The organism is Planosporangium flavigriseum, from assembly GCF_011947225.1.
Taxonomy (GTDB): domain Bacteria; phylum Actinomycetota; class Actinomycetes; order Mycobacteriales; family Micromonosporaceae; genus Planosporangium; species Planosporangium flavigriseum.
In genome coordinates this window covers 127,568-140,445 of the sequence record NZ_JAATVW010000012.1, presented here as the reverse complement: position 1 = coordinate 140,445, position 12,878 = coordinate 127,568, and the positions used below count along the sequence as shown (strand labels likewise).

The window sequence follows — 12,878 nt, the reverse complement described above, 5'->3', positions numbered from 1 at the left end:
CACGCAACAAGAAGGGCACCTTCCTGAGCTGTGGGGGAAGACCCCAGCAGCGCACGTCAGCCCTCGTTGCCGCGCAGCGCGGCGTGCAGCTCCTGCAGCGGGCGTACGGTCATCTCGCCGCGGATCAGCGCCTCGATGCCCATGACGGCCGCCGCTGCGCCCGGCAGGGTCGTGATGCACGGGATGTCCGCGGCAACGGCGGCGCTGCGGATCTCGTACCCGTCCTGCCGCGCCCCGGAGCCCTGCGGCGTGTTGATGACCAGGCTGACCTCGCCGTGGGCGATCAGCTCCACCGCGTCGCGGGTGCCGTCGTCGCCCTCGAAGTGCTTGCGCAGCACCTCGCACTCGACGCCGTAGCGGCGCAGCACCGAGGCGGTGCCATCGGTGGCGAGGATCTGGAAGCCCAGGTCGGCCAGGCGCTTGGCGGGGAACACGATCCCCCGCTTGTCCCGGTTGGCGACCGTGACGAAGATCTTCCCGGACGTGGGCAGCGAGCCGTAGGCCGCGGCCTGGGACTTCGCGAACGCGTGCCCGAACGTCCGGTCGATGCCCATGACCTCGCCGGTGGACTTCATCTCCGGCCCGAGCAGGCTGTCGACGCCCTTACCGGCCCGGGTACGGAACCGCTTGAACGGCAGCACCGCCTCCTTGACCGCCACCGGGGCGTTCGCCGGCAGCTTCCCGCCGTCGCCCGTGGGCGGCAGCATCCCCTCGGCCCGCAGCTCCTCGATCGTCGCGCCGAGCATGATCCGGGCCGCCGCCTTGGCGAGGGGCACCGCGGTCGCCTTCGAGACGAACGGCACCGTACGCGAGGCGCGCGGGTTGGCCTCCAGCACGTACAGGACGTCGTCCTTGAGCGCGTACTGGACGTTGAGCAGCCCGCGTACGCCGATGCCGCGCGCGATCGCGCTGGTGTAGCGGCGTACCTCCTCGATGTGCACGGCCCCGAGCGTGATCGGCGGCAGCGCGCAGGAGGAGTCGCCGGAGTGGATGCCGGCCTCCTCGATGTGCTCCATGACGCCGCCCAGGTACACCTCGCCGTTGGCGTCGCACAGCGCGTCGACGTCGATCTCGATGGCGTCGTCGAGGAACCGGTCGACCAGCACCGGGTGGTTCGGCGAGATCGCAGTGGCGCGGCCGATGTAGTCGCGCAGCGTCGCCTCGTCGTACACGATCTCCATGCCCCGGCCGCCCAGGACATACGAAGGGCGGACCAGGACCGGGTACCCGATCTCGTCGGCGATCCGCTTGGCCTCGGGGAAGCTGGTCGCGGTGCCGTGCGCGGGCGACCGCAGCCCGGCCTCGTCGAGCAGCTTGCCGAACGCGCCGCGCTCCTCCGCGAGGTGGATCGACTCCGGCGAGGTACCGACGATCGGCACCCCGGCCTCGGCCAGCCGGCGCGCGAGCCCGAGCGGGGTCTGCCCGCCGAGCTGCACGATCACGCCGACGACGCCCGGTCCGCCGGCCGCCTTGCCGGACGAGTCCTCGGCGCGGAACACCTCGAGCACGTCCTCGAACGTCAGCGGCTCGAAGTACAGCCGGTCGGCGGTGTCGTAGTCGGTCGACACCGTCTCCGGGTTGCAGTTGACCATCACGGTCTCGTAGCCGGCCTCGCGCAGCGCCAGGACCGCGTGTACGCACGAGTAGTCGAACTCGATGCCCTGGCCGATCCGGTTGGGGCCGGAGCCGAGGATCATCACCTTCGGCCGGTCGGAGCCGGTGACCTCGGTCTCGAAGTCGTACGACGAGTAGTGGTACGGGGTCTTCGCGGCGAACTCGGCGGCGCAGGTGTCGACCGTCTTGTACACCGGCCGCAGGCCGAGGCGGTGGCGCAGCGCGCGCACCCCGTCCTCGCCGGCGAGCTCCGGCCGGAGCGCGGCGATCTGCTTGTCCGACAGCCCGGCACGCTTGGCCCGGCGCAGCAGCGGCTCGTCGAGGACGGCCGCGGCCTCGATCTCGGTCCGCAGGTCCACCAGCGACGCGATCTGGTCGACGAACCACGGGTCGAACCCGGAGGCCTCGGACACCTCCGCGGCCGGTACGCCCAGCCGCAGCGCCCACTCCACTGTGTACAGCCGCCCGTCGTGGGGCGTCCGCAGCCGCCGCAGGACCTCGGCTCGGGCCGCCGCCATCGGGTCGGCAGGCGCGTCGGCGCTGGCGTCGGCCGGCATGGTCAACACCGGGTCCGGCTGGGTCCAGAAGCCGCTCGCCTTGGTCTCGACCGACCGCATGGCCTTGCCCAGCGCCTCGGTGAAGTTGCGGCCCAGCGCCATGGCCTCGCCGACCGACTTCATCGTCGTGGTCAGCTCGGGGTCGGCGCCCGGGAACTTCTCGAACGCGAACCGCGGGATCTTCACCACGACGTAGTCGAGCGTCGGCTCGAACGCCGCCGGGGTCTCCCGGGTAATGTCGTTGGGGATCTCGTCGAGGGTGTACCCGATGGCCAGCTTCGCGGCGATCTTCGCGATCGGGAAGCCGGTCGCCTTCGAGGCGAGCGCCGACGAGCGCGACACCCGGGGGTTCATCTCGATGACGACGAGACGCCCGTTGTCGGGATTGACCGCGAACTGGATGTTGCAGCCGCCGGTGTCGACGCCGACCTCGCGCAGCACCGCGATGCCCAGGTCGCGCAGCTGCTGGTACTCCCGGTCGGTGAGCGTCATGGCCGGCGCGACGGTGACCGAGTCACCGGTGTGCACACCCATCGCGTCGACGTTCTCGATGGAGCAGACCACGACCACGTTGTCGTTGCGGTCGCGCATCAGCTCCAGCTCGTACTCCTTCCAGCCGAGCACGCTCTCCTCGATGAGGACCTCGTGCACCGGCGAGGCGGCCAGGCCGGTCCCGGCGATCCGCTCCAGGTCGTCGTCGGTGTGCGCCATGCCCGAGCCGAGGCCACCCATCGTGAACGACGGCCGGATGACGACCGGCAGGCCGAGCTCGGCCACGGTCGCGCGCACCTCGTCCATGGAGTGGCAGACCCGGCTACGAGGAACAAGGTCCCCGCCGGCTGCATCACTGAAGCCGATGCGAGCACCGGCTTTTGCGACGATGTCCTTGAACAGCTGGCGGTCCTCGCCGCGGCGGATGGCGTCGATGTTCGCGCCGATCAGCTCGACGCCGTACTTCTCCAGTACGCCCGACTCGTGCAGCGCGACGGCGGTGTTGAGCGCGGTCTGGCCGCCCAGGGTCGGAAGGAGCGCATCCGGCCGTTCGCGCGCGATCACCAGCTCGACGAACTCGGGCGTGATCGGTTCCACGTACGTGGCGTCCGCGTACTCGGGGTCGGTCATGATCGTCGCCGGGTTGGAGTTGACGAGCGTGACCCGCAGCCCCTCGGCGCGCAGCACCCGGCAGGCCTGAGTGCCCGAGTAGTCGAACTCGCAGGCCTGGCCGATGACGATCGGGCCGGACCCGATGACCAGGACGTGCTTGATATCGGTCCGCTTAGGCACGCTTCACCAATTCCAGGAGGCGGTCGAACAGGTAGTCGGCGTCGTGTGGGCCCGCCGCAGCCTCAGGGTGGTACTGCACCGAGAAGGCCGGCGCGTCCAGGAGTCGGAGCCCCTCCACCACGTTGTCGTTGAGGCAGACGTGGCTGACCTCAGCCGCGCCGAAGGCCGTGTCGACCTTCGCGTCCAGGGGCGCGTCCACGGCGAACCCGTGGTTGTGCGCGGTCACCTCGACCTTGCCGGTGGTCCGGTCGAGCACCGGCTGGTTGATGCCGCGGTGGCCGTACTTGAGCTTGAACGTTCCCAGGCCGAGCGCCCGGCCGAGGATCTGGTTGCCGAAGCAGATGCCGAACAGCGGCACCTGCCGCTCCAGCAGCGACCGGGTCAGCGCGACCTGCGGGTCGGCGGTGGCCGGGTCGCCGGGGCCGTTGGAGAGGAACACCGCGTCGGCGCCGGTGGCGAGGACGTCCTCGACGGTCGAGGTGGCCGGCAGGACGTGCGTGGTGATGCCGCGGGCGGCCATCCGGCGCGGGGTGTTGCGCTTGATGCCCAGGTCGATCGCGGCGACGGTGAGCCGGTGCTCCCCTGAAGCGGTCACCGTGTACGGCTTGGCCGTGGTCACGTCGGCGACCAGGTCGGCGCCGGCCATCTCCGGCGACTGGCGCACCCGCGAAAGGACCCCCGCGACGTCGTCGTCCACGCTGGAGATCCCCACCCGCATCGCGCCGCGCTCGCGCAGGTGCCGGGTGAGCGCCCGGGTGTCGAGGTCGCAGATGCCGACGACGCCCTCGGCCGCGAGCCGCTCCTCCAGGCCGCCACCGGCGCGCCAGTTGGAGTAGCTGCGCGACGGGTCGCGGACGACGTACCCGGCGACCCAGATCTTGTCCGACTCGTCGTCCTCGGTGTTGACGCCGGTGTTGCCCACGTGCGGGGCGGTCATGACGACGACCTGCCGGTGGTAGGACGGGTCGGTCAGCGTCTCCTGGTAGCCGGTCATGCCGGTGGAGAAGACGGCCTCACCGAACGTCTCGCCGATGGCGCCGTACGCCTCGCCCCTGAATGTCGTGCCGTCCTCCAGGACCAGCACCGCGCTGCGCCGTCTCGTCATTTAGTTGCCTTTCCATCGAGAACCGTCGGCTCGCCGCGCAGGAACGTCGCGACCACCCGGGCCGGGAGAGTCGTCTCCGCGTACGGGGTGTTGCGGCTGCGGCTGGCCAGGTCGGCCGGCTCGACGGTCCAGCGGGCCGCCGGGTCGACCAGGGTGAAGTTGGCGGGCACACCGACCGCCGGGTCCAGGCCGTGCTCGGTCAGGCCGGCGATGCGGGCGGGCGTACGCGACATCCGCTGCGCGATCCCGTCCCAGCCGAGCTGGTCCAGTGCTGTGTCGATCACAATCGACAGCGCCGTCTCCAGGCCGAGCATTCCCGGACGTGCGTAAGCCCACTCGCACTCCTTGTCCTCCACCGCGTGCGGCGCGTGGTCGGTCGCCACGATGTCGACGACCCCCTCGACGAGGGCGGCCCGCAGCGCGGCGACGTCCGCCGCCGTCCGAAGTGGCGGGTTGACCTTGTAGACGGGGTCGTACGAGGTCGCCCGCTCATCGGTGAGCAGCAGGTGGTGCGGCGTGACCTCGGCGGTGACGCGGATGCCCCGCTCCTTGGCCCAGCGCAGGATCCCGACGCTGCCGGCGGTCGACACGTGGCACACGTGCAGCCGCGCGCCGACGTGCTCGGCGAGCAGCACGTCCCGGGCGATGATCGATTCCTCGGCCACCGCCGGCCAGCCGGTCATGCCCAGCCGGGCGGCGACCTCGCCCTCGTGCATCTGCGCGCCTACGGTCAGCCGCGGCTCCTCGGCGTGCTGCGCGATCACCCCGTCGAACGCCTTCACGTACTCCAGTGCCCGGCGCATCAGCCGGGGGTCGGCGACGCAGAAGCCGTCGTCGGAGAAGATCCGTACGCGGGCGGCCGAGTCCGCCATCGCCCCGAGCTCGGCGAGCTGCTCGCCGTTCAGGCCGACGGTCACGGCGCCGATCGGCTGCACGTCAACCAGCCCGGCCTCCCGGCCCAGCCGCCAGACCTGCTCGACCACGCCCGCCGTGTCGGCGACCGGCGAGGTGTTCGCCATCGCGCAGACGGCGGTGTACCCGCCCAGCGCCGCCGCGCGGGAGCCGGTCTCGACCGTCTCGGCGTCCTCGCGGCCCGGCTCGCGCAGGTGGGTGTGCAGGTCCACCAGGCCCGGCAGGGCGACGAGGCCGTCGGCGTCGACGACCCGCGCCCCGGCGGCGGACAGGCCGCTGCCCATTTCGGCAACGACCCCGTCGCGGATGAGGAGGTCCGTGGGCTCGCCGCCGAGGATCCGGGCACCCTTGATCAGGTAGGTGGTCATACCTTGCCCCCCAGCAACAGGTAGAGCACGGCCATCCGGACGCTCACGCCGTTGGCGACCTGCTCGACGATGGTGGAGCGCGGGGAGTCCGCGACCTCCGGAGTGATCTCCATGCCCCGGTTCATCGGGCCCGGGTGCATGACGATGGCGTGCTCGGGCAGCCGGCGCATCCGGGCGCCGTCCAGCCCGTAGCGGCGGGAGTACTCGCGGGCCGACGGGAAGTACGCCTGGTCCATCCGCTCCCGCTGCACGCGCAGCATCATCACCACGTCCGCGTCGGGCAGCACGGAGTCGAGGTGGTAGCTGGTCTCCGCCGGCCACGCATCCACCCCGACCGGCAGCAGCGTCGGCGGCGCGACCAGGGTCACCTTGGCGCCGAGGGTGTGCAGCAACAGGACGTTGGAGCGGGCGACCCGGCTGTGCAACACGTCGCCGACGATCGCGACGTTGAGGCCGGACAGGCGGCCGAGGCGCGAGCGCATCGTGTACGCGTCGAGCAGCGCCTGCGTCGGGTGCTCGTGCGTGCCGTCGCCGGCGTTGACCACGGTGCCGTCGATCCAGTTGGCGAGCCGGTGCGGCGCGCCGGAGGCCGAGTGGCGGATCACGACCGCGTCGGCGCCCATCGCCTGCAGTGTGAGGGCGGTGTCCTTGAGGCTCTCCCCCTTGGACACGCTGGAGCCCTTGGCCGAGAAGTTGATCACGTCGGCGCTCAGTCGCTTGGCCGCCGCCTCGAACGAGATCCGGGTACGGGTGGAGTCCTCGTAGAAGAGGTTGACCACGGTACGGCCGCGCAGCGTCGGCAGCTTCTTGACCTCCCGGTCGGCGAGCGAGGCCATCTCCTGGGCGGTGTCGAGGACCAGCGTGGCGGTCGCCGCGTCGAGGTCCCCGGCAGACAGCAGGTGCCGGATCATGCGGCACCTCCCAGCAGTCGTACCTCGTCGGCGCCGTCGGTCTCCGTCAGCGAGACCCGTACCTTCTCGGCCAGCGCCGTGGGGATGTTCTTGCCCACGTAGTCGGCACGGATCGGCAACTCTCGGTGACCACGGTCGACCAGTACGGCCAACTGCACGGAGCGTGGACGGCCGAGGTCACCGAGCGCATCGAGAGCGGCCCGGACGGTACGGCCGGAGAACAGGACGTCGTCGATGAGGATCACCCGCCGCCCGTCGACGCCGCCGGGCGGCAACTCGGTGCGCCCGAGCGCTCGGGCGCCGCGTAGCCGCAGGTCGTCGCGGTAAAGGGTGACGTCGAGCGCACCGACGGGCACGGCGACACCCTCGAAGGCGTGGATGCGCGCAGCGAGCCGGTGGGCGAGCGGGACGCCACGGGTCGGTACGCCGAGCAGGATCGTGTCGGCGGCGCCGGACGTCTTCTCCAGAATCTGGTGCGCGATCCGGTCAACCACTCGGACGATGTCGGCAGCGGAAAGGATCGTCTTCGCTGGCCCGTCGGAGGATGCCTTGTCGTCGGAGGGTGACGGCTTCGACGGTGCGGATGCCGATGAGAACTGCGGAGGCGTCGGCGCGCCATCCCCGGGGGCGGCTGTCGGGCCACCCGGCGCTACACCACCTGTACCAGGGGAAATAGCGCTCTTCGATGCGTCGGCGCCGGTCTGCGGACCGGACGATGGATACGTCAAAATGGACCCCCTTCCCCGCCTCACTGGACGGGTCGTTAAAGGACGTCAGGCCGTCACACAGCCTAGCAACCCGCCTGACCAGGGATACGGAAGGGTCACGAGTACTTGACCACATCTCACAACCCGATTACGGTCACGCTCCGTAGCGATTGCTCGGGAGAACCCTCGGGCCAGTGACTGGGAGTGTCCGTATGCCGTCTGAGTACGCCAAATCCCTTGGTGCCCGCCTGCGCTCCATCCGCCAGCAGCAGGGCCTCTCCCTGCAGGGCGTCGAGGAGAAGTCGGCCGGGCGCTGGAAGGCCGTCGTGGTCGGCTCGTACGAGCGCGGCGACCGTGCCGTGACCGTCTCGCGCCTCGCCGAGCTCGCCGAATTCTACCGGGTACCGGTGGCCGAACTGCTGCCCGAAGGCAGCGGCGTGCGCCACGAGCCCACCAACAAGATCGTCCTGGACCTGGAGAAGCTGTACGACCAGACCAGCGACGACCTGGCCTACGTCGCCCGGTACGCGCGTGCGATCCAGCAGCAGCGCGGCGACTACAACGGCCGGGTGCTGTCGATCCGGGCCGACGACCTCCGGGCGCTCGCCATCGTCTACGACTCGTCCCCGTCCGGCCTGGTAGAGCGGCTGACCGAGGCTGGCGTGACCGTTGCCGACCCGCGCAGCCTGTTCAACTCCTGACTCACCCGTCATAACGATCGAGGGAAGTGGCCGGTGCCACTTCCCTCGATCGTTATGACGGGCTTCAGCGGTTGGTGTACTCGGCGATCCGCCCGAGCACACCGTTGAGGAAGCGGGGCGAATCTTCGGTAGACAGCGCCTTCGCCAGCTCGACCGCCTCGGTGATCGCGACGGCGTCGTCGATCTCGTCGCGGAACATCAGCTCGTAGACGGCGATGCGGGCGAGGTTGCGGTCGACGACCGGCATGCGGTCGAGGGTCCACCCCTCGGCGTAGCTGGCGATGAGTTCGTCGACGCGGTCTCGCTGCCCGGCCACCCCGTTCGCCAGGGCCACCGTGTAGTCGAGCTGCTCCGGCTTGGGCTCGGGCAGCCGCTCGACGTAGGCCTCCAGCACGTCGGTGATCGGCGCCTGGCGGACGTCGGCCTCGTACAGCACGTCCAGCGCGCGCTTACGGGCCTTGCGGCGCGACGACATCGTCGACGTGACGTCGCCGGTGAAGCTCTTGCCGCGTGGTTTACTCACTGCGAACTCACGCCCGTCCGAGGTAACGTCCGTCGCGGGTGTCGACCTTGATCTTCTCGCCGGTCGAGATGAACAGCGGCACCGCCACCGTCGCGCCGGTCTCCACGGTCGCCGGCTTGTTGCCTCCGGTCGAACGGTCACCCTGCAGGCCGGGCTCGGTGTAGGTGACTTCCAGGACCACGCTCGTCGGCAGTTCGACGTACAGCGGCACGCCCTCGTGGGTGGCCACGGTCGCCTCGGCCTCGGGCAGCAGGTACTTCGCCGCGTCGCCGACGGTCGCGCCGGACACCGGGATCTGGTCGTAGGTGTCGAGGTCCATGAAGACGAAGTCGTCGCCGTCGGCGTACAGGTACTGCATCGTCCGCTTGTCGACGGTCGCGGTGTCGACCTTGGTACCCGCGTTGAAGGTGCGGTCGACGACCTTGCCGGAGAGGACGTTCTTCAGCGTGGTCCGCACGAACGCGCCGCCCTTGCCGGGCTTGACGTGCTGGAACTCCACGACGGACCAGAGTTCGCCGTCGAGGTTGAGGACCAGGCCGTTCTTGAGGTCATTCGTGGTGGCCATACGTACGCGCGTCTCCGTCTCCGGCTGTCTACTGAACCGAAGAAGTGTACCGGCTCGAGGCCGATCACTCGTCGATGGGTCCCAGATCGCCTGTCCTGCTACCCATCCTCACGCTAGTCCCGCCGCGTGACCTGCATATCCAAGATGTCGGCCCGAAGACGACACCGCCGCATTGCCGCCAGGCCACCAGATGCTGCCAGCGTGTCGCGGTGCGGATGACGACGTACCGACCGCTAGGCGTCGCCGGGTCGGTCCTGCTGGCGCTCGGAGGCACCGGTTGTGGCGCGCTGCCCGCTGCGGCGGCCGTGGTGGTCGCGGCTCGGTGCATCCTGATGCCGGACGGCAATCTCAGTCCGGCCGAGATGGCGGCGGGCGCGGTCAGCGTTGCCGTCGCGCTCGTACTGCTACGCCTCGGAGGCCGTCCGAGCGGCCACGTGATCCAGCGCCAGCCGGTACCCGTCGATGCCGAGTCCGCAGATCACCCCGGTGGCGACGGCGGACACCACCGAGTGGTGCCGGAACTCCTCGCGGGCGTGGATGTTGGAGATGTGCACCTCGACGAGCGGGCCGCGCAGCAGGGCGCAGGCGTCGCGCAGCGCGTACGAGTAGTGCGACCAGGCGCCGGGGTTGAGCACCACCGCAGCGCCCTCGTCGGCGGCCGCGTGCAGCCAACCCAGCATCTCGTGCTCGGCGTCGGTCTGGCGCACCTCGACGTCGAGTCCCCGCTCCTTGCCGACCCGTGCGCACAGTTCGGCCAGGTCGGCGTGCGTGGTCGACCCGTAAACCTCCGGTTGACGGGTGCCCAGGCGCCCGAGGTTGGGCCCGTTCAACACGTAAACCTTCACGCGGACACCTCCGAGTAAGCGGCGCGCAGCAATTCATCCGACGGCGAATCCAGAATGGAGGGCTGAGCGAGGGCGTCCAGCACGACGAAGCGCAGCCGGGCCCCCCGCGCCTTCTTGTCCACGCGCATCGCCGCGTGCAGGTCGGGCCACGCCTCGGCGTGGTAGGACACCGGCAACCCGACCGAGCTCAGCACCCGCTCGTGCCGGGCCTCGGTGGCCTCGTCGAGCCGGCCGGCCAGGCGCGCCAGCGCCGCCGCGTAGACCAGGCCGACGGAGACGGCGTGGCCGTGCTTCCAGCGGTACCCCTCGAGCTTCTCGATCGCGTGGCCCAGCGTGTGACCGTAGTTGAGGATCTCCCGCAGCCCCGATTCGCGCAGGTCCTCCCCGACTACCCGGGCCTTCACCCGGACGGCCCGCTCGACCAGGTCACGCAGGGCCGCGCTGCCCGGGTCGGTCGCCGCGGCCGGGTCGGCCTCGACGATATCCAAAATCGCCGGGTCCGCGATGAACCCGCACTTGATCACCTCGGCGAGTCCGGCCCGCAGATCGTCGGCCGGCAGCGTGTCGAGGGACGACAGGTCGCACAGCACCCCCGCCGGCGGGTGGAACGCCCCGACCAGATTCTTACCGGCTGCGGTGTTGACCCCGGTCTTCCCGCCGACCGCGGCGTCGACCATGCCGAGCAGGCTGGTCGGCACCTGCACCACGCGTACCCCGCGCAGCCAGCAGGCGGCGACGAAGCCGGCCAGGTCGGTCACGGCTCCCCCGCCGACGCCGACAACCGCATCGGTACGCGTGAAGCCCGCCCCGCCGAGCGCGTCCCAGCACCGGGCTGCGACCTCGATCGCCTTCCCCTCCTCGGCGTCGGGAACCTCGATCGGCAGCGGGGCCATCCCGGCCGCCCGCAGCGCGTCGGCGATCCGGTCGGCGTACGCCCGCAGCGGCGCCGCGAACAGCACCGCAACCTGGGCGGCGCCCTCCAGCAGCGGGGGCAGGTGGCCGAGCAGGTCGCGGCCGACCAGCACCCGGTAGGGCTGGTCGCCGGCAACCTCGATGACGGTGGGCTGGCTCATCGGATGGGCTTCCTCAGCGCGGTCGTGACCTCGGCCGCGACCTCCTCGGGAGTGCGGCCGTCGGTGGCCACCACGATCGTGGCGACCTCCTCGTACAGCGGGCGGCGCTGGTCGAGCAGGTGCTTGAGCGTCGCGCGCGGGTTCAGGGCCAGGAGGGGACGGCCGGCGCCGAGCCCGACGCGCTTCGCCGCGTCCGCCAGCTCGACCGACAGGTACACCACGGTGTGCCCGGCCAGCCGCTCGCGGGTCTCCTCGGCCAGGATCGCCCCGCCGCCGAGGGCCAGGACACCGGTGAAGGTGCCGAGCGCCGTCGCCACGGCCGACCGCTCCAGGGTCCGGAAGTGCTCCTCGCCGTCGTCGATGAAGATCTCGGGGATCGGCTTGCCCGCGACGGCCTCGATCTCCGCGTCGGCATCGGTGAACGGCACGCCGAGCGCGGCCGCGACCAGCTGGCCGACCGTGGTCTTGCCGGCGCCGGGCGGCCCGACGAGCACGCAGACCGGAGCGGTCACCGGATCACCAGGTTGTCGAGGTAGCCGCGCAGGTTGCGCTGGATCTCGGCCACCGAGTCGCCGCCGAACTTCTCCAGCGCCGCCTCGGCGAGAACCAGCGCGACCATCGCCTCGGCGACCACGGCCGCGGCGGGCACCGCGCACACGTCCGAACGCTGGTTGATCGCGGTCGCCGGCTCGCCGGTCGTCACGTCCACCGTCTGCAGCGCCCGGTTGAGCGAGGAGATGGGCTTCATCGCCGCGCGTACCCGTACCGGCTCGCCGTTGGTGATGCCACCCTCCAGGCCGCCGGCCCGGTCGGTGACCCGCCGGACCCCGTCGGCCGTCGGGATGATCTCGTCGTGCGCCTCCGACCCGCGCGAACGGGCCTGGGTAAAGGCGTCACCGATCTCGACACCCTTGATCGCCTGGATCGACATGAGCGCGGTCGCGAGGCGGGCGTCCAGCTTGCGGTCCCACTGGACGTGGCTGCCCAGGCCCGGCGGCACCCCGTACGCGAGCACCTCCACGATCCCGCCGAGGGTGTCGGCGTCCTTCTTGGCCGCGTCGACCTCCTCGACCATGCGCGCGCTGGCGTCCGGGTCCAGGCAGCGCAGCGGGTCGGCGTCGATGCGCTCGGCGTCCTCGGGGCGCGGCTGCAGCCCCGGCTTGACGGCGACGCTGCCCAGTTCGACCACGTGCGAGACGATCTCGATGCCGAGCGCCTGGCGCAGGAAGGACTTGGCCACGGTACCCACGGCCACCCGCGCGGCGGTCTCCCGCGCGCTGGCGCGCTCCAGGATCGGCCGGGCGTCGGTGTGGCCGTACTTCTGCATGCCGGCCAGGTCGGCGTGGCCGGGCCGGGGACGGGTCAGCGGAGCGTTACGGGCCATGCTCGCAAGCTCCTCGGGGTCGACCGGGTCGGCCGACATGACCTTCTCCCACTTGGGCCACTCGGTGTTGCCGACCTGTACGGCGACCGGGCTGCCCTGGGTGAGCCCGTGCCGGACGCCGCCGATGAACTCGACCTCGTCCTGCTCGAAGCTCATCCGGGCGCCCCGGCCGTAGCCCAGGCGTCGGCGGCCCAGCTCGTGGGCGATCTCAGCGCTCGTCACCGCGATCCCGGCGGGAACACCCTCCAGGATCGCCACGAGCGCCGGGCCATGTGATTCTCCAGCGGTCAACCAGCGCAGCACGGGTCACAGTTTGACACGTCGCACAA

At 71.0% G+C, this 12,878-nt stretch carries 12 protein-coding genes; 1 reads left to right on the top strand and 11 read right to left on the bottom strand.

The window, feature by feature from the left end; genetic code table 11:
• Window positions 1-56: 56 nt before the first annotated feature.
• From carB to pyrR, 5 genes are read right to left on the bottom strand one after another with little or no spacing between them, the layout of a single operon-like run.
• Window positions 57-3,455: a carbamoyl-phosphate synthase large subunit gene (gene carB / locus HC028_RS17625; protein ID WP_168078434.1), complete on the bottom strand. Its 3,399-nt coding sequence runs from the start codon at window positions 3,453-3,455 to the stop codon at window positions 57-59.
• On the bottom strand, window positions 3,448-4,560 hold the full coding sequence (carA, locus tag HC028_RS17620) for a glutamine-hydrolyzing carbamoyl-phosphate synthase small subunit (protein ID WP_168078433.1): 1,113 nt from the start codon (window positions 4,558-4,560) through the stop codon (window positions 3,448-3,450). Before carA ends, carB begins: the two co-directional genes overlap by 8 nt.
• Window positions 4,557-5,840, bottom strand: a complete 1,284-nt coding sequence (locus tag HC028_RS17615) for a dihydroorotase (RefSeq protein WP_168078432.1) — start codon at window positions 5,838-5,840, stop codon at window positions 4,557-4,559. Before HC028_RS17615 ends, carA begins: the two co-directional genes overlap by 4 nt.
• The gene (locus HC028_RS17610) at window positions 5,837-6,751 is read right to left on the bottom strand and encodes an aspartate carbamoyltransferase catalytic subunit (protein WP_168078431.1); all 915 of its coding nucleotides are present in this window, start codon (window positions 6,749-6,751) and stop codon (window positions 5,837-5,839) included. The genes HC028_RS17615 and HC028_RS17610 overlap by 4 nt, the downstream gene beginning before the upstream one ends.
• Window positions 6,748-7,245 carry a bifunctional pyr operon transcriptional regulator/uracil phosphoribosyltransferase PyrR gene (gene pyrR / locus HC028_RS17605; protein ID WP_373313985.1) on the bottom strand — a complete coding sequence of 166 codons (498 nt, stop codon included), beginning with the start codon at window positions 7,243-7,245 and terminating at the stop codon, window positions 6,748-6,750. The genes HC028_RS17610 and pyrR overlap by 4 nt, the downstream gene beginning before the upstream one ends.
• Window positions 7,246-7,670: 425 nt before the next feature.
• Here pyrR and bldD point away from each other — a divergent pair, with 425 nt between their 5' ends.
• Window positions 7,671-8,159 (top strand): transcriptional regulator BldD, encoded by a 489-nt coding sequence (gene bldD, locus HC028_RS17600; protein ID WP_168078430.1) that lies wholly within the window; start codon window positions 7,671-7,673, stop codon window positions 8,157-8,159.
• A 64-nt stretch (window positions 8,160-8,223) separates the two neighbouring features.
• Here the strand turns inward: bldD and nusB are convergent, their stop codons facing one another.
• From nusB to aroC, 6 genes are all read right to left on the bottom strand, one after another.
• A complete protein-coding gene (gene nusB / locus HC028_RS17595) occupies window positions 8,224-8,634 on the bottom strand; it encodes a transcription antitermination factor NusB (protein ID WP_168078484.1) in 411 nt (136 codons plus the stop codon).
• A gap of 55 nt (window positions 8,635-8,689) precedes the next feature.
• A complete protein-coding gene (efp, locus tag HC028_RS17590; protein ID WP_168078429.1) occupies window positions 8,690-9,247 on the bottom strand; it encodes an elongation factor P in 558 nt (185 codons plus the stop codon).
• A gap of 404 nt (window positions 9,248-9,651) precedes the next feature.
• Window positions 9,652-10,092, bottom strand: coding sequence for a type II 3-dehydroquinate dehydratase (gene aroQ, locus HC028_RS17585; RefSeq protein ID WP_168078428.1), 441 nt, complete (start codon window positions 10,090-10,092; stop codon window positions 9,652-9,654).
• A complete protein-coding gene (gene aroB / locus HC028_RS17580) occupies window positions 10,089-11,165 on the bottom strand; it encodes a 3-dehydroquinate synthase (protein WP_168078427.1) in 1,077 nt (358 codons plus the stop codon). Before aroB ends, aroQ begins: the two co-directional genes overlap by 4 nt.
• On the bottom strand, window positions 11,162-11,677 hold the full coding sequence (locus HC028_RS17575) for a shikimate kinase (RefSeq protein ID WP_203981457.1): 516 nt from the start codon (window positions 11,675-11,677) through the stop codon (window positions 11,162-11,164). The genes aroB and HC028_RS17575 overlap by 4 nt, the downstream gene beginning before the upstream one ends.
• Entirely contained in the window at window positions 11,674-12,852 is a 1,179-nt protein-coding gene (aroC, locus tag HC028_RS17570; RefSeq protein WP_203981458.1) for a chorismate synthase, read from the bottom strand. The genes HC028_RS17575 and aroC overlap by 4 nt, the downstream gene beginning before the upstream one ends.
• Between the last annotated feature and the right edge of the window lie 26 nt (window positions 12,853-12,878).

Excerpts from the sequence above, each read along its gene's own strand:
- bldD (WP_168078430.1), top strand. The coding sequence starts at position 7,671 with ATGCCGTCTGAGTACGCCAAATCCCTTGGTGCCCGCCTGCGCTCCATC.
- HC028_RS17610 (WP_168078431.1), bottom strand. The coding sequence starts at position 6,751 with ATGATCCGGCACCTGCTGTCTGCCGGGGACCTCGACGCGGCGACCGCC.
- efp (WP_168078429.1), bottom strand. The coding sequence starts at position 9,247 with ATGGCCACCACGAATGACCTCAAGAACGGCCTGGTCCTCAACCTCGAC.
- carA (WP_168078433.1), bottom strand. The coding sequence starts at position 4,560 with ATGACGAGACGGCGCAGCGCGGTGCTGGTCCTGGAGGACGGCACGACA.
- aroB (WP_168078427.1), bottom strand. The coding sequence starts at position 11,165 with ATGAGCCAGCCCACCGTCATCGAGGTTGCCGGCGACCAGCCCTACCGG.
- HC028_RS17615 (WP_168078432.1), bottom strand. The coding sequence starts at position 5,840 with ATGACCACCTACCTGATCAAGGGTGCCCGGATCCTCGGCGGCGAGCCC.
- nusB (WP_168078484.1), bottom strand. The coding sequence starts at position 8,634 with ATGTCGTCGCGCCGCAAGGCCCGTAAGCGCGCGCTGGACGTGCTGTAC.